Here is a 20,715-nt window from a genome sequence, read left to right on the forward strand (position 1 = left end):
TCAGTTCGGAATCCTCGTACGGACGTACCGTGCCTGTCAAATCACTGTTCGGGAGATGCGTACAATGGGCCGTATGTTGCATCCGACACGCGACCAGATCGACCTGGTGGATGTGATGGCCGCCATCGGGCACCCGGTCCGTGCCGCGATCGTGCGGAAGCTGGCCGCCTCGGAAGAGGAAGAGTTCTGCGGCTCGATCCTGCCGGATGTGCCCAAGTCAACGCTGACCGCCCACTGGCGGGTGCTGCGCGAGAGCGGCGTCATCTGCCAGCGCCCCGAGGGCCGCAAGCTCTTCATCCGGCTCCGCCGCGCCGACCTCGACGACCGCTTCCCCGGCCTCCTCGACCTGATCGTCTACGAAGGATCTAGGGCTCCATCCGAGTAGCCCGTTCACCGGCACGGACACGCTCGGTGACGCCATCATGACGTCATGCTTTCGACCGAGATTTCCCCCCTCCCCGGCGCACGGGTGGTGACCGGGCTGCGTACGCACGCCCGGGCCGCGCGCCGGCTCGCGCTCATCGCGCTCTCCGGTTCGATCGCGCTGCCCGCCTCCGTCCAGATGCTCGCCGAACGGGCCGCGACCAGGGAGGAGACACTGCCGTACGCCATCGCGGCACTCCTGCTCTCCCTGGCCTCCCTGCCCGCCCTGGCGGCGACACAGGCGGTGTGGGGCGTGCGCATGCGCCGGGTGCGGCGGCGCGAGCTGGAGCTCTACGCCGTCACCGGCGCCCCTCTCACCCGCGCCCTGAGCCGTCTCGGGGTGGCCGCGTGCTGGGCCGTGACGCTGCTGCTCGGCTACACGGTGCCGCGCCTGTTCCGCGAGTCCGGCCTGTACGGCACGGCCGACACCCTGACCCGCGCCGTCGAACTCCTCACGCTGGCGGGCTACGTGGCCGCGGTCTTCTTCGCCACCTGGTGGGCCAGAGGCGCCCTGTCCACCCTCGTCGGCCTCGCCCGCTCCGGCCGCTCCCCGGGCGATCCCTGGGACCCGGACAACGCCAGACACCCCACCGAACCGAACCAGACCCACGCCCAAGCCGCACGTCCCAGCGACCCGGCCGCACCCGACACCCCAACCCTGCCCTTCGCGACGCCGATGCCGATGTCGATGCCGGTGCCGACGCCGACAGCGACAGCAACGGGAACGGCGCAGCCGTACCGGATGAAGCAGTCATACCGGATGAAAGCGACGATCAGGGCCGCGAGACGCCCCGCGGTCACCTGGACCGCCACCGCGCTGGCCGTGGTCGCCCTGCTCGGCGGCCGGGCGCATCTGTGGGAGCCCGCCGCCCTCACGGTGGGCGCGCTCCTGCTCACCGCCCTCGTCTGCGGAGTAGTTACTGGCGAGTAGCATAGGCACGGAAGCTGTCCAGCAACGAGGAGCGAATCCGTGCCTTCCTCTCGTGACGTCGTGTTCGTCGACGGCGTGCGCACGCCTTTCGGCAGGTCAGGGCCGAAGGGACTGTACGCGGAGACCCGCGCGGACGACATGGTCGTCCGCGTCATCCGCGAGCTGATCCGCCGTAATCCCAATCTTCCGCCCGAGCGGGTGGACGAGGTCGCGATCGCGGCCACCACCCAGATCGGCGACCAGGGCCTGACCATCGGGCGTTCCGCCGCCGTGCTGGCCGGGCTGCCCAAGAGCGTGCCGGGCTACGCCATCGACCGCATGTGCGCGGGCGCGATGACCGCGGTGACCTCGGTCGCGGGCGGCATCGCGTTCGGCGCCTACGACGTGGCCATCGCCGGCGGCGTCGAGCACATGGGCCGCCACCCGATGGGCGAGGGCGTCGACCCCAACCCCCGCTTCCTGTCGGAGAAGCTCGTGGACGGCAGCGCCCTGGTCATGGGCATGACCGCCGAGAACCTCCACGACCGCTACCCGGAGATCTCCAAGGAGCGGGCCGACGCCTACGCGGCGCTGTCGCAGGAGAAGGCGGCCAAGGCCTACGCCGACGGCAAGATCCAGCCGGACCTGATGCCGACCGCGATCCGGACGGCGGACAAGGGCTGGGGGCTGGCCGTACAGGATGAGGCTCCGCGGCCCGGCACGACCGTCGAGGCGCTCGCGGCGCTGAAGACGCCCTTCCGCTCGCACGGCCGGGTCACGGCGGGCAACTCCTCGGGCATCAACGACGGCGCCACCGGCTGCGTCGTGGCCGCCGCCGACGTCGCCGAGGAGCTCGGCCTGGACGCCAAGATGCGTCTGGTCTCCTACGCCTTCGCGGGCGTGGACCCCGAGGTGATGGGCGTGGGCCCGATCCCGTCGACCGAGCGCGCGCTGCGCCTGGCCGGTCTGAACGTCTCCGACATCGGGCTGTTCGAGATCAACGAGGCCTTCGCCGTGCAGGTGCTGGCCTTCCTCGACCACTTCGGGATCGACGAGGAGAAGGTCAACCCGTACGGCGGCGCCATCGCCTTCGGCCACCCGCTGGCCTCCTCGGGCGTGCGGCTGATGACGCAGCTCGCCCGCCAGTTCGCCGAGCGGCCCGACGTCCGCTACGGCATCACCACCATGTGCGTCGGCATGGGCATGGGCGGCACCGTGATCTGGGAGAACCTCGCATGAGCGTGAACGTGACGGAGCTGTTCAAGGACGAGGTCGTCACCAAGGCGCTGGTACGCGACGTCGAGCTGCCCGGCGGCGCCGGGACCATGGCGCTGGTCACCCTGGACAACGGGTTCGACCACACCAAGCCGAACACGTTCGGGCCCGGCGGGCTGACGTCGCTCGGCGCGGCGCTGGACGGGATCGCGGCGCGTACCGATCTGGCCGCGGTGGGTGTGACCGGCAAGCCGTTCATCTTCGGGGTCGGCGCGGACCTCAAGGGCGCGGCGCTGGTCCGCGCGCGCGAGGAGGCCCTGGAGATCGGGCGGCTGGGGCACGAGGTGTTCCGGCGGCTGGGCGAGCTGCCCGTTCCGTCGTTCGCGTTCGTGAACGGCGCGGCCATGGGCGGCGGCCTGGAGATCGCGCTCCACTGCACGTACCGGACCATTTCCTCCGGGGTGCCCGCGCTGGCCCTGCCGGAGTGTTTCCTCGGCCTGGTGCCCGGCTGGGGCGGCACGCAGTTGCTCCCCCGCCTGATCGGCCCGGCCGCGGCGCTCAAGCTCATCGTCGAGAACCCGCTGTCGCAGAACCGCATGCTCAAGGGCCGTGACGCGTTCAAGCTCGGGGTGGCGGACGCGATGTTCGAGCCCGCCGACTTCCTGGAGGAGTCGCTCCGCTGGGCATCGAAGGTCCTGAAGGGCGACATTTCCATCGACCGCCCGACATTTCCGGATGCCGATTGGGAGAAGGCGGTCAACGACGCCCGCTTCCTCGTCGACATGAAGCTGCGCGGCGCCTCCCCCGCCCCCTACCGGGCCCTCGACCTCGTCGCCCTGGCCCGCACCGCCACCCGCGACGAGGGCTTCGCCGCCGAGGACGAGGCCCTGGCCGACCTCCTCATGGGCGACGAGCTGCGCGCCGGCCTCTACGCCTTCGACCTCGTCCAGCGCCGCGCCAAGAAGCCCGCCGGCGCGCCGGACACGTCGCTGGCCCGCAAGGTCACCAAGGTCGGCGTCGTCGGCGCCGGGCTGATGGCCTCGCAGATGGCGCTGCTGTTCGCCCGCCGCCTGGAGGTGCCGGTCGTCCTGACCGACCTCGACCAGGCCAGGCTCGACAAGGGCGTCGGCTACGTCCACGCCGAGGTGGACAAGCTCCTGTCGAAGGGCCGGATCTCCGGCGACCAGGCCAACCGTCTCAAGGCCCTGGTCACCGGCTCCCTCACCAAGGACGCCTTCGCCGACGCCGACTTCGTCATCGAGGCCGTCTTCGAGGACATGGCGGTCAAGAAGAAGGTGTTCGCCGAGGTCGAGGCGCACGTCTCCGCCGAGTGCGTGCTGGCCACCAACACCTCCTCGCTGTCGCTGAGCGAGATGGGCGCCGAGCTCCGGCACCCCGAGCGGCTGGTCGGCTTCCACTTCTTCAACCCGGTCGCGGTCATGCCGCTCCTGGAGATCATCCGCGGCGCCGGCACCTCGGACGCGACCCTGGCCACCGCCTTCGCGGTCGGCAAGTCACTGCGCAAGTCGTCGGTGCTGGTCAAGGACGCGCCCGCGTTCGTGGTCAACCGGCTGCTCACCCGCTTCATGGGCGAGGTCATCGCCGCCGTGGACGAGGGGACGCCGCTGGAGGTCGCCGAGCACTCCCTGGACGACCTGGGCCTGCCGATGTCGCCCTTCGCGCTGCTGCAGCTCGTCGGGCCCGCCGTCGGCCACCACGTGTCGGAGACGCTGCACGCCGCCTTCCCCGGGCGGTTCGGCGTCAGCGGCAACATGGCCAAGCTCGTCGCCTCGGGCAAGCCTGGCGTCTACGCGCCCGACTTCTCCCTCGACCCCGAGGCCGTGGCGCTGTTCGCGGGCGGTACCCGTCCCTCCACCGCGCAGGAGGTACGGCAGCGCGTCCTGTCGGCCCTGTCCGAGGAGATCCGGCTCATGCTGGATGAGGGCGTGGTGGCCGCCGCCCAGGACATCGACCTGTGCATGATCCTGGGCGCGGGCTGGCCGTTCCATCTGGGTGGCGTCACGCCGTACCTGGACAGGGCGGGCATCTCCCAGCCGCGCTTCCTGGAGCCCGGCGTCGCCTCCGTGCCGTGAGCGGCGGAAGGGCCCCGTGTCACGGGGCCCTTCCAGCCGGGAGGAAGTAGCGTGTGTGACCTTGCCCGTCCGAGGAAGGGAACACATGTGAAGACGCTCGCGCTCGTCGTGCTGGCCGGTGCCGTCGTCTGGGGGAACGCCGCCCCGGCAGCCGCCTCGCAACGGCCCCGCGCGACGTTGAAGATCAGCGTCACCACGGGGGACACCACCAAGGCCGTCCGGCTGACCTGCGACCGGGACGGCGGGAACCATCCGTCGCCGCGGGCGGCCTGCCGGCTGCTGCGCTCGGTCAAGGGCAACCCGGCCAAGCTCAAGAACGAGCGGGCCATCTGCACCAGGGAGTACATGCCACACAGGGTCCGGGTCACGGGCGTGTGGCGGGGCAAGAAGGTCGCCTTCACCGGCAGGTTCGGCAACGGCTGCCTGATGAAGGCCGCGGGACGGGCCGTCTACACGTTCTGAGCGTGACGGGCCGTGCCGGGACGTGCTTCCCGGCACGGCTCCGGGCGGCTAGTCGGGTTTGATGCCCGGGACGAGGCGCTGGGCGCGGCTGTGGCGGTAGCCGTACAGGAAGTAGAGGGCGGCGCCGATGACCATCCAGATCAGGAAGCGCAGCCACGTCTCCACCGGAAGGTTGAGCATCAGGTAGAGGCAGGCCAGCACCGACAGGATCGGCAGCAGCGGGACCAGCGGCGTGCGGAAGGCGCGGTGCAGGTCCGGGCGGGTCCGGCGCAGGATGATCACGCCGATCGAGACGACGACGAACGCGAAGAGCGTGCCGATGTTCACCAGTTCGGCCAGCGCGCCGAGGGAGATGAACCCGGCCAGCAGCGCCGTCACCACGCCGATGATGACCGTGAGGCGGGCGGGCGTGCCGTACTTCGGATGGACCTTCGCCAGGCCGCGCGGCAGCAGGCCGTCACGGCACATCGCGAACAGCACCCGGCTCTGCCCCAGCATGAGGATCATCACCACGGTGGTGAGACCGGCGATGGCGCCGATGCTGATCAGCGCGGCGGCCCAGTTCTGGCCCACGGCGGTGAACGCGTCGGCCAGCGGCGCCCGCGTGCTGAGCTCGCTGTAGGGCTGCATGCCGACCACGACCAGCGAGACCGCCACGTACAGCACCGTGCAGACGACCAGCGAGCCGATGATGCCGCGCGGCAGGTCGCGCTGCGGCTGGATGGTCTCCTCCGCGGCCGTCGCCACGATGTCGAAGCCGATGAACGCGAAGAACACGATCGCGGCGGCGGAGAAGATGCCGATCACGCCGAAGGCCACCGGCGTGATGCCGAACAGCACCTGGATGAGCGGCGCCTTCAGTCCCTCGACGGCCGGTGTGGAGATCGGGTCGGGGATGAACGGCGTGTAGTTGGCCGCGTTGACGAAGAACAGCCCCGCCACGATGACCAGCAGGATCACCGCGACCTTGACGATCACGATGATCAGGTTGACCCGCGACGACAGCTTGATGCCGGCCACCAGGATCGCCGTCAGGATCAGCACGATCACCATCGCCGGCACGTTGACCACCGGGCTGTCGCCCGCCATCCAGTCCGGCAGGGTGAGCCCGATCGACTGCAGCAGCGAGGCGAAGTACCCCGACCAGCCGACCGCCACCACGGCCGCGGCCAGCGCCATCTCCAGCATCAGGTCCCAGCCGATCACCCAGGCGGGGAACTCGCCCAGCGTGGCGAAGGAGAACGTGTACGCGGAACCCGCCACGGGCAGCGTGGAGGCGAACTCGGCGTAGCAGAGCGCGGCCAGCCCGCACACGACGGCGGCCACGATGAAGGACAGGGCCACCGCGGGTCCCGCGGTCTGCTTGGCCACCTGGCCCGTGAGCACGAAGATGCCGGTGCCGACGATCACGCCGATGCCGAAGACCGTGAGGTCGGTGGCGGTCAGGCGCTTTCTCAGCCGGTGCTCCGGCGCCTCCGTGTCCTGGATCGACTGCTCGACGCTCTTGGTGCGAAAGATATCCACGATCAGTCAGTGCCCGTTTACCCCGCTGTCATGCCTTCCTCCGCCCATCACGAACAGCGCCGATCGCCCGGCGACCAGGGACTTTCCGGACAACGCGCCGCCGTGCGGCGTGGGCACGGCGGCGCGGCGGGGTCAGTTGCGGGCGGTCGGGCTTTCGATGGGGGCGCCGCGCTTGGCGATCGCCTCGGTGATCTCGCGGGCCAGGTCCTGGCCGGTCAGGCCGATCTGGCCGAGGATCTTGGCGCGCTTGGCGTGGTCGAGGAAGCGCTGCGGGATGCCGTAGGAGCGGACGGGCACGTCCACGTCGGCCTCGCGCAGCAACCGCGAGACCGCGTCGCCCACGCCGCCGACCTTGCCGTTGTCCTCGACCACGGCCACCAGCTTGTGGGCCCCCGCCGCCACCACCAGGGCGTCGTCGAGCGGCTTGACCCAGCGCGGGTCGACGACCGTGGCGGTGATGCCCTGGGCGTCGAGCAGCTTGGCCGCGTCCATGCAGATGTGCGCCATCGGGCCCACGCCGACCAGCAGCACGTCGGGCTCGCCCGAGTCGGCCACCCGCAGCAGGTCCATCTCGCCCAGCTTGCCGACCGGCTCGATCGTCTCGGCCAGCGCGCCCTTCGGGTAGCGAAGCACGGTCGGCCCGTCCGTGGTGGCGACCGCCTCGCGCAGCAGTTCGACGATGCGCTCGCCGTCACGCGGTACGGCGATCCGCAGGCCGGGGACGACCTGCATGATGGACAGGTCCCACATGCCGTTGTGGCTGGCCCCGTCGTCGCCGGTGACGCCCGCGCGGTCGAGCACCAGGGTGACCGGCAGCTTGTGCAGGGCGACGTCCATCAGCAACTGGTCGAAGCCGCGGTTGAGGAAGGTGGCGTACACGGCGAACACCGGGTGCATCCCGCCGAGCGCCAGGCCGGCGGCGCTGGTCAGGGCGTGCTGCTCGGCGATGCCGACGTCGTAGATGCGCTCGGGGTAGGCCTCGGCGAAGGCGGCCAGGCCCACCGGGTGGAGCATGGCGGCGGTGATGCCGACGATGTCGGAGCGCTCGCGGCCGAGCTTGACCATCTCCTCGCTGAACACGTCGGTCCAGATGCGGGGCTTCGGCTTCTCCCGCCCGGTCGACTTGTCGAAGGCGCCGGGGCCGTGCATCTGGTCCTCGTCGTGGTTCTCCGCCGGGGAGTAGCCGCGGCCCTTCTGGGTGAGGGCGTGGACGATGACCGGGCCGCCGAAGTCGCGTGCCTTGCGCAGCGCGGCCTCCATGGCCTGCTCGTCGTGGCCGTCGATGGGGCCCAGGTACTTCAGGCCGAGGTCCTCGAACATCACCTGCGGGGCGATGACGTCCTTGACGCCCTTCTTGATGCCGTGGAGGGCGTCGTAGAGGACGGGAACGTTCCCGATCTTGTCCTTGACGAACTCCAGCATGTCCTCGTAGCGGCGGTTGACACGCAGCGAGGACAGGTGGGAGGCCAGCCCGCCGATGGTCGGGGAGTAGGAGCGGCCGTTGTCGTTGACCACGATGACGACCGGGAGGTCCTTGATCGCGGCGATGTTGTTGAGCGCCTCCCAGGCCATGCCGCCGGTCAGGGCGCCGTCGCCGATGATCGCCACGACCCTGCGGTCGCGCTCGCCGCGCAGCTTGAACGCCTTGCCGAGGCCGTCGGCGTAGGACAGCGCGGTGGAGGCGTGGGAGTTCTCGACGAAGTCGTGCTCGGACTCGGCCTGGCTCGGGTAGCCGGACAGGCCGCCCTCCTGCTTGAGCGCCTCGAAGCCCGCGAGGCGGCCGGTGAGCAGTTTGTGGACGTACGCCTGGTGGCCGGTGTCCCAGATGATCGGGTCGCGCGGGGAGTCGAAGACCCGGTGCAAAGCGATCGTGAGTTCCACGACACCCAGGTTGGGACCCAGGTGTCCGCCGAAGCGCGCGCACGAGTCGACGAGCTTGTCGCGGATCTCCCCCGCGAGCCTCGGCAACTGCGCCGCCCCGAGCCTTCTGACGTCCTCCGGTCCCTTGATTGAGCTCAGCAGCCCGCTCACGGAATCAGCCCCTCCTGCTCGTGCTCGCCACTGCGCACGAGTCTAGTTCGTGCCCCCGGCGCTGACTGCATCGAGTCAAATCAGCCCACATTTGTCCGATCTTGACCTAGTCTTTCCCTCACTATGAACACTCTCCCCATGAGGAAACTCTCGTCACTCGTGGCCGCAGGGCTGGTGCTTGCTCTGGCGGGCGTGGGTACGGCGACCGCCGAAGCGCAGCCCGTCAACCAGGGGGCGCAGCTGCAGCAGGCGGCGCCGCCCCGTGGCAAAGCAGCCGCGACGGCGAACCCGCTCTACCGCACCGGCCGGCTCGCCGACTCCAACTGTTCGCCCGGCGACCTGCCCCGTGGCAGCACCGCCGCCTACAAGCGCTTCCTGCAGCGCGTCACCAACTGCCTGAACGCCTCCTGGAGCAGCCAGTTCCGCAAGGCGGGCCTGTCGTTCAGCAAGCCGCGCCTGCGGATCATCACCAAGAAGGTCCGCACCGCCTGCGGCCCGTGGAGCGCGGGGGCCGACGGCCTCTACTGCTCGGGCGACCGCACGATGTACATGCTGATCACCAAGACGCAGCTCCGTAACCCGTACGCCCTGGGCATCACCCGCCTGATGGCGCACGAGTATGGTCACCACGTCCAGCAGATCTCCGGCATCTGGAACTACTACTGGGCGGCCCGCAACAGCTCGGGCAAGTCGATGCAGCTGCAGCTGTCGCGCCGCTCGGAGCTTCAGGCCGAGTGCTTCTCCGCGGTCTTCATGAACACCGTGGCCGACACCCTGCCCGTCGACCAGGCCGAGTGGGACCGGACGGTCCAGTGGTTCCGCCAGAACGGCCACAAGGCCTGGGCCCAGAACGACCACGGAAAGGGCTCCTCGCAGGCCGCCTGGATGAACCGGGGCTTCAACTCCGGCCAGGTGGGCTCGTGTAACACGTGGAAGGTCTCCGCCCGCTACGTGGCATAGCCCCTTAGTCCTCCTATAGCCCGAAATATCATCACATTGCGGTCTGTGCCCCTCGCGGCACGGGCCGCAATGTGCTTTACCAACGGCAGATGCGCCAAATAAGGTGCCTTCTCATGCGTACCCCCATTTTGGCGCTCATTTCCGGCGCCCTGGCGAGCGTGCTGTTCACCGGTGTGGCCCACGCCGCTCCCCCCTCCTACTCACCGGTGCTGACCAAGAACCCGGTCTACAAGACAGGTGCGCTGGAGCTCAAGGAATGTGACGAGCAGCCGGTCCAGAGCGGAGACCTGGACGACGCCCGCGTCTACCTCGAGTTCCTCATGGACTGCCTGAACGAGTCCTGGAGCAGGCAGCTGGCCAAGAAGAACATCCCCTTCGCCAAGCCGGGCTTCGAGGTCATCGCCAAGCCGGGCGCGCGGACCTCGTGCGGCAGGTTCCCCGCGGGCGCCCAGGCCATCTACTGCCCGAAGAACAAGAAGATCACCTTCCTGCTCGACGAGGCGATCCTGGCCGAGCCGTTCGAGCTGTTCCTGATGGAGGTCCTGGCCCACGAGTACGGTCACCACATCCAGCAGCTCACCGGCATGCTGAGGGTCGTCGACAACCTCAAGGGCAAGAGCAAGGCCCGCGTGTTCGACGAGAGCCGCCGGGTCGAACTGCAGGCCGAGTGCATGTCGGGCGCGTTCATCGGCTCGATCTGGCACTCGCTGGGCCGGCGCGAGTTCGACTTCCGCTACATCGTGAAGGTCGCCGAGAACGGCTACGACTTCCGTTCCCACGGCAAGGCCAAGAACATCGCCTGGTGGCTCAAGCGCGGCTTCGACGCCGAGTCCCCCAGCGCGTGCAACACCTGGGCGGCGCCGAAATCCCGGGTCTCCTAACCGGAGCGCCCCGAACTGGTCTAGGATCCGCGATCGTGCGACTTCCCCTTATTGCGGCATCTGTGTGCATGATCGCGGGTCTTACCTTTTCCGGTACGGCCAGCGCCTCGGCAGAACCGGCGGCCGCCGTGCCGCCCGCCGTACTGACCCAGAACAAGATCTATCGCTCCGGTACCACGTCGGCGCTCTCGTGCGCCATTCCGGAGATCCGCCGGGGAAGCGCCGCCTCGCTCCGAGCCTTCCACACCGGGATGGCCCGGTGCGCCGACCGCTTCTGGGCGGCCAGGTTCAGGGCCGCCGGGCTGCGGTACACGCCGCCGAAGGTGCAGGTGACGACGGGCAGCCGGTCGGTCTGCGGGAAGATCACCAGCAACGGCGCGCAGTACTGCCCGCAGCAGCGCACGGTCGCCATCCGGATCATGAAGCGTGACCTGACCGACCCGTTCAAGATGAACATCGCGCACTCGGTCGCCCACGAGTGGGGACACCACGTCCAGCACCTCACCGGCATCCTGACCGCGCAGAACGCCATGTACTGGCGCTCGTCGGGCGGCGCGCGCACGATCCTCAGCCACCGCCTGGAGATGCAGGCCGAGTGCTTCGCCGGCGCCTTCTACAGCTCCACCCTCGAATCCATCGATCCGGGCATCACCTGGGACCAGTGGATGGAGTCGGTCAGCAGGGCCGGGGAGAGCAAGACCCACGGACGGCCGGCCAATCTCGCCTATTGGCAGAACCGCGGATACGGCGGCCGTTCGGCGCAGTACTGCAACACGTGGAAGGCGGGAAAGTCGCGCGTTCTCTGAATGGCAATTGATTGTCAAGCAGGACGTATCACACTTTCTCCATGAGGTTCCCCCTTTATGCCGTGGTGTCAGTCCTCCTGGCCGGGGTGGTCCTGGCCGGCTCGACGGGTACCGCGGCCGCGTCCGCGTACCCGATCAAGAGTGCCGTCCTCACCCAGAACAAGATGTACCGGACCGGCGCGCTCGCGCCGGGCGCCTGCGTGGAGAAGCCGGTCGCGGCGGGGAGCGTCGCGCAGGCCAAGGTCTACGTCCGCGCCGTCCACGCCTGTCTCAACAAGGCGTGGCGCGCGCACTTCACCGGCGCGGGGCTGGAGTTCGGGCAGCCGTCGCTGACGTTCGTCACCAAGAAGGGCACCCGCTTCTGCGGCGAGAAGTGGGCCGACCAGGCGGGCAGCTACTGCGTCAAGTCGCGGCGCTTCGCCATCAGCCTTGACGACAAGATGCTGGAGGACCCCTCGGACCTGTTCCTCATGGACGTGGTCGCGCACGAGTACGGGCACCATCTGCAGAACATCGCCGGCCTGCACCACGCCTACCTCTACGAGCCGTACCGGAGCAAGAAGGAGGAACTGGAGCAGACGCGCCGGTTCGAGCTCCAGGCCGAGTGCCTGGCCGGGGTCTTCATGGGCAGCGTGTGGGAGTCGCTGGACCGTAGCGAGGACGACTGGGACTACCTGCTGGAGATCGTCAAGAACTCCGGCGACGAGACCACGAAGATCAAGGACCACGGCAAGGGCAGGAACCAGCGCTACTGGCTCGACAAGGGCTTCACCGCCGCCGCCCCGGCGGCCTGCAACACCTGGACCGCCCCTGCCTCACGGGTCTCCTAGCACTCCTCGCGATCTTTGGCGCTCTGGTGCCGCCGCCCCCGGGCGGTTGTTCGCCATTGATTGATCGGCCTGATCGGCCGGAGCCCGATCAACTCCGCCGTGCTACATCGGAACGGAAAGACCTTCGCGACCTGGAGCGGCGCCCACGACGGGAGTCCCGCAGCGGGTCCTGCCCGGCGCACCGCGACAAGCGCGTCCGGGCAGCGGCGAAGGCAGTGACATCCGTACCCGATCAAGGAGAACGATCATGAACCGCAGCTTAAGAACGGTGCTGGGCGCAGTCGCCGCGCTCGTCCTCGCCGGCACTCTGACAGCTCCCGCACACGGCCAGGCCAAGGCGATACCCGGCTGCGACTGGGGCACGAACCACGACGTCTACGTGGAGTGCCAGGGCGGAGCCGGCCGCTACACCGCCGTCGGACGAGCCAGGAACTTCTTCCACGGGCGCATCCACCTCTGGGGCCCGAACATGGACGTCTGGAGCGACACCAGAGACTGGCCGAGCGCGTCCGGTGCCGGCCACAACGCGGGATGGGTCTGCGCGGAAGGCTGGCGCCTGAACCCGAACGGGAGTTGGAGCTCGGTCGGCCTTCCCTGCGTCCAGGTGACCTGACCGCAGGCTCCGGCGGTCCACGCTCCGGGCGTCCGACTGGCCGCGACGGATACGCGGCCTTGATCACCACGGCCATGGGACCGGCCCCCGCCCGCACCGCGACGCGGGGGTCGTGCCCGGTCCCGCCCTCGGCCATCGGGACGATCCGGCCGGGGCCGGGCACCTTGGGATGCGCTCAGCCGCCCGCGCGGGCCAGGACTTCCAGCGGGTCGGCCAGCACGTGGGCGAAGGCGAGTTCCGCGGCGCCCACGAGGGTCGCGTCGTCGGCCAGCGCGGAGGTCCGCAGGCGCAGCTTCTCCCGCTGGGGGGCCAGGGCGCTGACCGCCAGGCGGCTGCGTACCTGGGCGGCCGAGCCGAGGTAGACCTCGCGCAGCATGCCGCCGAAGATCACCATCTCCGGGTTGAACAGGTTGACCAGGTTCGCCACGCCCAGCCCCAGCCAGTCGCCGACCTGGCGCAGCGCCTCCTGGGCGACGATGTCCCCGCGGTCGGCGGCGTCGACCACCTTGCGTACCGCGTCACGGCCCTGGTGGCCCTCCTCCGGGCTCCTGCCCGCGGCCTCCAGCAGGGCCCGCTCCCCCACCTCCGCCTCCAGGCAGCCGCGGGAGCCGCAGGCGCACTGCCCGCCGCCCGGGTTGATCACCATGTGGCCGATCTCGCCGCCGTAGCCGTCGTGGCCGCCGAGCAGGTGGCCGCCGGCGATGATCCCGCCGCCCACGCCGACATCCCCGTGCAGGTAGACGAGGTCGCGCACGCCCACGCCCACGCCGCGGCTGTGCTCGGCGAGCGCGGCCAGGTTCGCGTCGTTGCCCACGCTCACCGGCAACCCGAAGGCCAGCCGCCTGCCCAGTGCCTCGCCGAAGGGCGCCTCGTCGGCGTGCAGGTTCGGGCCGAACCTGATCACGCCGTCGCTTCTGCGCACGCCGCCGGACACGGCGGCGCCCGCCCCGACGCAGACGGCGTCGTGGCGGGCCTTGCGCCGCATCTGCCGGGCCGCCGCGGCCAGCTCTCCGGTCAGCTCCGTCAGGTCGAACGGGCCGCGCCGCCGTACCGACTCCCTGCGGTCGAGTATCACCCCGCCCAGCCCGACGCGGGCGACGGCCAGCCGGTCGGGACCCACGTCGAAGGCGAAGACGTAGACACGCGCCGACTCGGGGCGCACCACCAGCGACGGCCGGCCCGCGCGGCCGGTCTCGCGCGGCAGTTCCTCGCGCACCAGGCCCGCCGCGGTCAGGTCGGAGGTGAGCGCCATGATGGTGCTGCGGTTCAGGCCCATGCGCGAGGTCAGCTCGGCACGTGAGATCGGCCCGCCCAGATGGACATGGCGCAGCAGCGTGCCGAGGTTGTGCCGCCTGATGTCCTCCTGGGATGGCCCCGCCCGCATCACCTCAGACCCGCTGCGGCCGCCCGCCTGCGCGCCAGCGCGTCGACGCCCGCGGCCAGCAAGAGGACAGATCCGGTGACCAGGTATTTCACGCTGGAACCGTACTGCATCAGGCCCATGCCGTTTTCGATGACCGCCACCACGGCGCCGCCCAGCACGGCGTCGAGGACCCTGCCCTTGCCGCCGAACAGGCTCGTCCCGCCTATCACCGCAGCTCCGACGGCATACAGCAGGACCGTGCTGCCTCCGGTGTTCGGGTCGACGGAGTTGGCGCGGGAGGCCGCGATGATCCCGCCGACCGCGGCCATCGACGAGCAGATCACGAACGCGCCGATCTTGATGCGGTCGACGTCGATGCCGGCCCTGCGGGCCGCCTCCGCGTTCCCGCCGACCGCGTAGACATGCCGTCCGAAGGGCATACGGCGCAGCACGAACGTCCACAGGACCAGCAGCGCCAGGATGACCGGCACGACGATGGGCACGCCGGTGAGCGAGATCGTCAGCGGGTTGCGGCTGCGCTCCAGGTTCAGGACGTAGACGGCGAGCCCGGCGATGACCGCCAGGCTGCCCACCCGCGCGGCGATCAGCGAGAACGGGTCGGCCACCAGCCCGCGCGCGGCCCGCCGGCGTGCCCGGGTGAGCTGGAGTGCCGCGTAGATCACCACGCCGGCGGCGTAGAGCGCCCAGCCGAGCGCGGGCGTCATGTTCTTGGTCGCGATGGCGACGATGACCGGGTCGGCGATGGAGATGTTGGTGCCCTCGTCCAGCATGATCAGCACCACGCCCTGGAAGGCGAGGAACGCCGCCAGCGTGACCACGAAGGACGGGATGCCGACCTTGGCCACCAGCGAGCCCAGGATCACCCCGATCACCGAGCCGGTGAGGATGGCCGCGATCACGGCCACGTACCAGGGTTGCCCGAGGTCGGTGAGCGTCACGGCGAGCACCGCCGCGCAGACGCCGCTGGCGAAGCCGGCCGACAGGTCGATCTCGCCCAGCAGCAGGACGAAGACCAGGCCCATGGCGATGACGGTCACCGCGGCGCCCTGGGTGAACAGGTTGGCGAAGTTGATGGCGGTCAGGAACGAGGGCCGGGCGATCGCGAAGACCGTGCAGAGCACGACCAGGCCGATGACGGCGGGCAGCGCGCCCATGTCGCCGCCGCGGACCCGCTCCCCGTAGGCGCGGGCGCTGTGCCCGATCGACGGCGTCTGCACCGCCGCGATGATGGCCTCTTTGTCCTGCACGAGCTTGCTCATGGCGCGATCCCCAGTTCTCCGCTGCGACCGGAGGTGATCAGTTCGACGACCTGCGCGTGCGTCACGTCGGCGGTGCGGACCTGGGCCGCCATCCTGCCGAGGTAGAGCGCCGCGATCCGGTCGGAGACGGCGAACACGTCGTTCATGTTGTGCGAGATGAGCACCACGGCCAGGCCCTGGTCGGCCAGCCTGCGCACGAGTTCCAGTACCTGGGCGGTCTGGGCGACGCCGAGCGCGGCGGTGGGCTCGTCGAGGATGACCACCCGGGAGTTCCAGAGCACCGCCTTGGCGATGGCGACGGTCTGCCGCTGGCCGCCGGACAGGCTGGCGACCTGCTGCCGGATGGATTTGACCGTGCGTACCGACAGGCCGGACAGCGTGCGCTCGGCCATCTCCTCCATCGTCGCCTCGTCCAGGACCAGGCCGCTGCGGCGTTCGCGGCCGAGGAACATGTTCTGGACGATGTCGAGGTTGTCGCAGAGCGCGAGGTCCTGGTAGACGATCTCGATGCCGAGCGCTCCGGCGTCGCGCGGGGTGCTCACCTGGACGTCGTCGCCGTCGAAGAGGATCCGGCCGGCGTCGACGGGGTGGATGCCGCCCACGCACTTCACGAGCGTCGACTTGCCGGCGCCGTTGTCGCCGACCAGAGCGGTGACCTCGCCGGCGTAGGCGGAGAAGGCGACGTCGTGGAGCACTTGGACGGGGCCGAAGCTCTTGTCGAGGCCGCGTACTTCGAGAAGTGGGGTCGTCATGGGGCTCCCTCGGAGGAGGGTACGGCAGGCCGCCTTGTGGGCCGCTTGCCGTACCTTAAGCCGAAATTTCGGGATCTAGAGGGGGTTGGGTTAGCTGATTCCGGCTTCTGTGCACTTGGCGGCGAAGTCGCCGGTGCAGAGTTCGTCCTTGGTCACGTAGCCGTCGGCCACGACGTCCTTGACGGTGTCGAAGGTGATGGGCTGGGGGTCGAGGAGTTCGGCGGGGACGTCCGCGCCGGTCTGGGAGTCCTTGACGGTGCCGCTCGCCGTCGGCTTCTCGCCCTTGGCCAGCGCGACCGCGAGCTTGGCCGCGGCGTCGGCCTCCTTCTTGACGGCCTTGTAGACGGTCATGCACTGGTCGCCGGCCAGGATGTTCTGCAGGCCCTGGACGGTGGCGTCCTGGCCGGTGACCGGGACCTTCCCGTTGAGCTTGTTCTTCTTCAGCACGGTGATGGCGGCGTTGCCGAGCCCGTCGTTGGCCGCCAGCACGCCGGCGATCTTCGGCTGGCTGGTGAGCATCTGCTCGAACAGCGTGCCGGCCTTGGTGTTGTCCCACTCGGGCACCGACTCCTCGGGGCCCTTCACGTACTCACCGGCGTCGAACCTGGGCTTCAGGACGCCGTCGTAGCCCTCCTTGAACAGGGTCGCGTTGTTGTCGGTGGGCGAGCCGTTCAGGTAGGCGACGATGGGCTTGTCGGCCTTCTTCTCGGCCAGGCACTTGCTCAGGCCCTCGCCCTGCAGGGTGCCGACCTTGGTGTTGTCGAAGCTGACGTAGTAGGCGGCGTTGCCGCCGAGCGTGAGCCGGTCGTAGTCGATCGTGGGCACGCCCTGCGCCTTGGCCTTGTCGATAACGGTCTTGCCGGTTCCGCTGTCGAGGTTCACGATCATCAGCACGGTCGCGCCGTTGGTGATCATCTGGTCGGCGATGGTCTGGAACGCGGACTTGTCGTTCTGGGCGTTCTGGATGTCGAAGGCGACCCCGGCGGCCGTGAATGCCTCTCCCAGGAACTTGCGGTCCGCCGTCTCCCAGCGGGCCGAGGACTTGCTGTCGGGCAGGATGACGCCGACCTTGCCGGGCTTGGCGGTGGCGGCTCCCGTCGTGGCGGTGGTGCCGGTGGTCGTGCCGCTCTCGCCCCCGCAGGCGGCCAGACCCAGGATGAGCGCGGCGGCGCCCAGGATCCCCTTGCGCATGGCAGACCTCCCTGAATGTTGTTTGCGGCAACGTATTCCGCCGGGGACCTCTTGGGAAGGGGCTCAGAGGGCGGAGTTTGTTGTTCCGCATAACAATCGTGAAACGTGGGCCTTGCTCGGGTACGCGCTGTCGCGTTGTCTGGGCCCATGGACGATCACTGGGCCATCTCCGACCGCCTGGCCACCTACGCCTACGCGCTGGACAGCGGCGCCTGGGACCTGCTCGACGAGGTGTTCACGCCCGACGCCGTGCTCGACTACACCTCGGCCGGGGGGATCAAGGGACCGTTTCCCGAGGTCAAGGCCTGGCTCGCGGACGTTCTTCCGCACTGGCCCGGCCGGCTCCACCTGATCGGCGCCACCCGGGTCGCGGTGCGCGGGGACGCGGCGGAGGTCTCGGCCGCGTTCACCGACACGCTGGCGCCCAGCCGGGAACTGGCCAAGCCGGCCGGGATCCTGCAGGGCGGCGGCTGGTATCACCACCAGATGGCCAGGACGCCCGCCGGGTGGCGGAGCCGGGAACTGGTGGAGGAGCAGACCTGGCGGACCATGCACTGAGGCCCTCCCCTGTCCTAGGTCACGGGTGCTACGGTGAGCTCCGCCGTACCGGATGAGGGGGCATATGTTCGGGATTGTCCGGCCATGTCGGCACGGCATGTGCGGGGGGATGTTCAAGGACTGGCTGGGGCATCTGTGCGGTCTGTGCCTGGCCTTGCGGGACGAGCATGGGCAGGCGGCGCGGCTGGCGACCAACTATGACGCGTTGCTCGTGTCGGTGCTGGCCGAGGCGCAGATGGGCGCGCCTGCCCGGAGGCGTACCGCTGGGCCGTGCGCTCTGCGGGGGTTCAGGACGGCCGGGGTCGTGCAGTCGGAAGGGGCCCGGCTGGCCGCGTCGGTCTCCCTCATCTTGGCCGGGGCCAAGCTGCGCGACCACATCGCCGACGGCGACGGACTTTACCGGCGCCGGCTCGTCGCCGCGACCGCCGGGCGGCTGGCCGGACGCTGGTCCGGCGCGGGCGCCTCGACGGCGGCCGCCCTGTCCTTCGACCCCGCCCCGCTGACCGGCGCGGCCCTCGCCCAGGTGGAACTTGAGCGGTCCGGCGGTCGTACGCTCGCCACGCTCACGGCGCCCACCGAGGACGCGGTGGCCGCCGCCTTCGCGCACACGGCGGTGCTGACGGGGCGGCCCGGCAACCGCGAGCCGCTCGAACGCGCCGGGCGGGCCTTCGGGCGGCTGGCCCACCTTCTGGACGCCGTGGAGGACCTGACCGAGGATCGCGAGCGGGGGGCCTACAACCCGCTGCTGGCCAGTGGCACGGCCCTCGCGGACGCCCGTTCGCACTGTGAGCGCGCGCAGGCCGACCTGCGGGAGGCCGTGCACGGGCTGGAGCTGCCCCGGCCCCGGCTGGCCACGGCACTCCTGGTCCATGAGACGTCCCGGGCGATCACCCGCACCTTCGCCGAGGGCACCGCGCCCTCCGAACCGCCGACGCACTCACCTGGTTCGCCTCCCGAGCCTCATCCCCGCAAGCCGGATCCCGGCGGGCTGATCTCGCTGGCCTGTGCCGCCTTCTCCTGCTGCACCTGCGGGCTCTACCAGCCTCCGTGGGAGGAGGAGGATTCCCGGTGCTCCAGTTGCGCCAACTGCGGGGACGTCTGCTGCCATCTGCCCGACTGCTGCACGAACTGCGACTGTTGCTCGGACTGCGACTGCTGTTCCGGTTGCGACTGCTGCTCGGCCTGAGCCGTCACCGCATCACGCTCTGCCCGATGAGCACCAGCGCGGAGGCGGCCGCCACGATCAGGATCGCCGCCCGCACCTTCCCGCCGTCGAGATAGCGCCGCAGCGGCCCGGACACGAGAAATCCGGCGATCATGGGTACGAGCAGCGCCGCCCCCGTGGCCAGCGCCTTGCCGGGCAACCGGTCCACGAAGGCCAGGACGGCCAGCGACTGGGCGGCGCTCAGGGCGAAGAACATGGCCAGCGTCGCCCGGATCTGCGGCCCCTTGGCGCTCTGGTACACCAGGCCGATGGGCGGGCCGCCGATGCCCGTGGCCGTGCCGGTGACGCCGGAGACGAACCCGGCGGTGGCGAGTGTCGCGCCGTTGCGCGGCACGCTCAGCGCCCGCGCCGTCAGCCCCACCGCGATCAGCACCATCACTCCGACGAGCACGCCGAGTGTGTGGGCCGACACGTAGACGACGACGAATCCTCCGATGACCGTTCCGGGCAGCCGGCCGAGCACCGCGAACCCCAGCCCCCGCCAGTCCACCTTGCGCCACTCGGCGGCCAGCGTGAACAACGGCAACGTGAAGTTGACCACCTGGATCGCACCGGGCATGACGCCGGGGTCGAGGATCGTGAGCACGGGCGCGGCGATCAGCCCCAGCCCAAACCCGACGCCTCCCTGGACAATTGCCCCGATGAAAACCGCCAAACTACCAATTGTCAGGACAAGCGCCAGATCACTCATGCCGGAGAGTCAACCACCGCCCCGCCCGTCCCCTCCCACCGCCCTCGCCCGGCCACCCGGCCGGCACCCCGCTCTCCGGCGCCCCTCGATCGTCCGAGACCGGGAACAGCCCTATGATCCGTGTTCGTGCCCCTGATGCAGACCGTTGCCGTGCTGTCCGTACTGACCCTCACCACCGCTCCGGCCGCCGACCCGTGGGCGGGCACCGGCAGGCTCGCAGCCCAGTCGTGCGAGGAGCCCGAGCTGATCTCCGGCGGAGTGGCGCGGCCCAGGGAGTATCTCGTAGCGATGGTGAAATGTCTGGACAAGGCGTGGGGCGGGCATTTTGCGCGGGCGCGGATGCCGTTCAGCAAGCCCAAGGTGCGCTATTTCGACGTGCCGCAGGATCGGATCTGCGGGTTCGACTGGCCCGAGGGGACTGCCGCCTTCTACTGCCCGGGGCCGCGCACGCTGGTGTTCCCGCTGTCCGGCGACTGGATCGAGGGGCGGACCGACCTGCTGCCGCTCAAGATCGCTGCCCACGAGTACGGACATCACCTGCAGAGCCTGACCGGCATCCGCGCCGCCTACGAGCGCGGCAAGGCAACCGCCGAGCGCGGGCGCCGCTACGAGTTGCAGGCCGACTGCCTGGCCGGGGTGTTCCTGGCCGGGGTGTGGCGGTCGCTGCCCCGGGACACGAAGGACTGGGCCGCCCTGGTCGAGACGGTACGGGCCAGCGGGGACGACCTCTACCGCACCCACGGCAGCGGCGCCAACCGCGTCTACTGGCTGAAGCGCGGCTTCACCGGCGCCCGGCCCGCCTCCTGCGACACCTGGTCGGCGGCGCGGTCCCGGGTGGCGTGAGGGCCGGCCGTACCCCATGAGAAAGCCCCGCCGCGAGCGGACAGCGGCGGGGCGTCTCGTGCCG

Annotated in this window: 20 protein-coding genes; 13 read left to right on the forward strand and 7 right to left on the reverse strand. The window is 70.1% G+C overall.

From position 1 onward, the window contains the following. The first annotated feature begins 73 nt into the window (after positions 1-73). The 5 genes from ACIBKY_RS17200 (at position 74) to ACIBKY_RS17220 (ending at position 5,103) form a co-directional block, all read left to right on the forward strand. Positions 74-385 (forward strand): ArsR/SmtB family transcription factor, encoded by a 312-nt coding sequence (locus tag ACIBKY_RS17200; protein WP_379613865.1) that lies wholly within the window; start codon positions 74-76, stop codon positions 383-385. A 45-nt stretch (positions 386-430) separates the two neighbouring features. Further along, on the forward strand, positions 431-1,354 hold the full coding sequence (locus ACIBKY_RS17205; RefSeq protein ID WP_397097613.1) for a hypothetical protein: 924 nt from the start codon (positions 431-433) through the stop codon (positions 1,352-1,354). Between the two features lie 60 nt (positions 1,355-1,414). Next, positions 1,415-2,572 (forward strand): thiolase family protein, encoded by a 1,158-nt coding sequence (locus ACIBKY_RS17210; protein ID WP_397097687.1) that lies wholly within the window; start codon positions 1,415-1,417, stop codon positions 2,570-2,572. Then, the gene (locus ACIBKY_RS17215; protein WP_397097614.1) at positions 2,569-4,641 is read left to right on the forward strand and encodes a 3-hydroxyacyl-CoA dehydrogenase NAD-binding domain-containing protein; all 2,073 of its coding nucleotides are present in this window, start codon (positions 2,569-2,571) and stop codon (positions 4,639-4,641) included. Before ACIBKY_RS17210 ends, ACIBKY_RS17215 begins: the two co-directional genes overlap by 4 nt. An 87-nt stretch (positions 4,642-4,728) precedes the next feature. Further along, positions 4,729-5,103 carry an SSI family serine proteinase inhibitor gene (locus ACIBKY_RS17220; RefSeq protein WP_397097615.1) on the forward strand — a complete coding sequence of 125 codons (375 nt, stop codon included), beginning with the start codon at positions 4,729-4,731 and terminating at the stop codon, positions 5,101-5,103. Positions 5,104-5,151: 48 nt separating this feature from the next. Here the strand turns inward: ACIBKY_RS17220 and ACIBKY_RS17225 are convergent, their stop codons facing one another. Together ACIBKY_RS17225 and dxs are read right to left on the reverse strand one after the other, a co-directional pair. After that, complete coding sequence (locus ACIBKY_RS17225) at positions 5,152-6,627, reverse strand: amino acid permease (protein ID WP_397097616.1); 1,476 nt, start codon at positions 6,625-6,627, stop codon at positions 5,152-5,154. A gap of 132 nt (positions 6,628-6,759) precedes the next feature. Continuing rightward, positions 6,760-8,658, reverse strand: a complete 1,899-nt coding sequence (gene dxs, locus ACIBKY_RS17230; protein ID WP_397097617.1) for a 1-deoxy-D-xylulose-5-phosphate synthase — start codon at positions 8,656-8,658, stop codon at positions 6,760-6,762. A gap of 138 nt (positions 8,659-8,796) precedes the next feature. Between dxs and ACIBKY_RS17235 the strand changes: the two genes are divergently transcribed. The 5 genes from ACIBKY_RS17235 (at position 8,797) to ACIBKY_RS17255 (ending at position 12,748) form a co-directional block, all read left to right on the forward strand. Beyond that, positions 8,797-9,618 carry a neutral zinc metallopeptidase gene (locus ACIBKY_RS17235; RefSeq protein ID WP_397097618.1) on the forward strand — a complete coding sequence of 274 codons (822 nt, stop codon included), beginning with the start codon at positions 8,797-8,799 and terminating at the stop codon, positions 9,616-9,618. A gap of 113 nt (positions 9,619-9,731) precedes the next feature. Further along, positions 9,732-10,499 carry a neutral zinc metallopeptidase gene (locus tag ACIBKY_RS17240; protein WP_397097619.1) on the forward strand — a complete coding sequence of 256 codons (768 nt, stop codon included), beginning with the start codon at positions 9,732-9,734 and terminating at the stop codon, positions 10,497-10,499. A 68-nt stretch (positions 10,500-10,567) separates the two neighbouring features. Beyond that, positions 10,568-11,305, forward strand: a complete 738-nt coding sequence (locus tag ACIBKY_RS17245) for a neutral zinc metallopeptidase (RefSeq protein ID WP_397097620.1) — start codon at positions 10,568-10,570, stop codon at positions 11,303-11,305. Between the two features lie 41 nt (positions 11,306-11,346). Beyond that, entirely contained in the window at positions 11,347-12,135 is a 789-nt protein-coding gene (locus tag ACIBKY_RS17250; protein WP_397097621.1) for a neutral zinc metallopeptidase, read from the forward strand. Between the two features lie 247 nt (positions 12,136-12,382). Beyond that, entirely contained in the window at positions 12,383-12,748 is a 366-nt protein-coding gene (locus ACIBKY_RS17255) for a hypothetical protein (RefSeq protein ID WP_397097622.1), read from the forward strand. 175 nt (positions 12,749-12,923) lie between these two features. On the opposite strand, the gene ACIBKY_RS17260 is transcribed toward ACIBKY_RS17255, so the two are convergent. The 4 genes from ACIBKY_RS17260 to ACIBKY_RS17275 all read right to left on the reverse strand — a co-directional run bounded on the left by ACIBKY_RS17260 (position 12,924) and on the right by ACIBKY_RS17275 (position 17,334). Then, positions 12,924-14,132, reverse strand: a complete 1,209-nt coding sequence (locus tag ACIBKY_RS17260) for an ROK family protein (RefSeq protein ID WP_397097623.1) — start codon at positions 14,130-14,132, stop codon at positions 12,924-12,926. Continuing rightward, a complete protein-coding gene (locus ACIBKY_RS17265; RefSeq protein WP_397097624.1) occupies positions 14,132-15,391 on the reverse strand; it encodes a sugar ABC transporter permease in 1,260 nt (419 codons plus the stop codon). Before ACIBKY_RS17265 ends, ACIBKY_RS17260 begins: the two co-directional genes overlap by 1 nt. Continuing rightward, a complete protein-coding gene (locus tag ACIBKY_RS17270; protein WP_379613895.1) occupies positions 15,388-16,143 on the reverse strand; it encodes an ATP-binding cassette domain-containing protein in 756 nt (251 codons plus the stop codon). The genes ACIBKY_RS17265 and ACIBKY_RS17270 overlap by 4 nt, the downstream gene beginning before the upstream one ends. Before the next feature lie 90 nt (positions 16,144-16,233). After that, positions 16,234-17,334, reverse strand: a complete 1,101-nt coding sequence (locus ACIBKY_RS17275; protein WP_397097625.1) for a sugar ABC transporter substrate-binding protein — start codon at positions 17,332-17,334, stop codon at positions 16,234-16,236. A gap of 147 nt (positions 17,335-17,481) precedes the next feature. Here ACIBKY_RS17275 and ACIBKY_RS17280 point away from each other — a divergent pair, with 147 nt between their 5' ends. Further along, positions 17,482-17,892, forward strand: a complete 411-nt coding sequence (locus ACIBKY_RS17280) for a nuclear transport factor 2 family protein (RefSeq protein WP_397097626.1) — start codon at positions 17,482-17,484, stop codon at positions 17,890-17,892. Between the two features lie 64 nt (positions 17,893-17,956). Next, positions 17,957-19,078, forward strand: a complete 1,122-nt coding sequence (locus ACIBKY_RS17285) for a DUF5685 family protein (RefSeq protein WP_397097627.1) — start codon at positions 17,957-17,959, stop codon at positions 19,076-19,078. Between the two features lie 4 nt (positions 19,079-19,082). Here ACIBKY_RS17285 and ACIBKY_RS17290 read toward each other — a convergent pair whose 3' ends face one another. Next, entirely contained in the window at positions 19,083-19,772 is a 690-nt protein-coding gene (locus ACIBKY_RS17290; protein ID WP_397097628.1) for a sulfite exporter TauE/SafE family protein, read from the reverse strand. 171 nt (positions 19,773-19,943) lie between these two features. Here ACIBKY_RS17290 and ACIBKY_RS17295 point away from each other — a divergent pair, with 171 nt between their 5' ends. Then, on the forward strand, positions 19,944-20,651 hold the full coding sequence (locus tag ACIBKY_RS17295; RefSeq protein WP_397097688.1) for a neutral zinc metallopeptidase: 708 nt from the start codon (positions 19,944-19,946) through the stop codon (positions 20,649-20,651). Positions 20,652-20,715: the final 64 nt, after the last annotated feature.

Origin of the sequence: Nonomuraea sp. NPDC050394, from assembly GCF_044459065.1 — a bacterium.
Taxonomy (GTDB): Bacteria; Actinomycetota; Actinomycetes; order Streptosporangiales; family Streptosporangiaceae; genus Nonomuraea.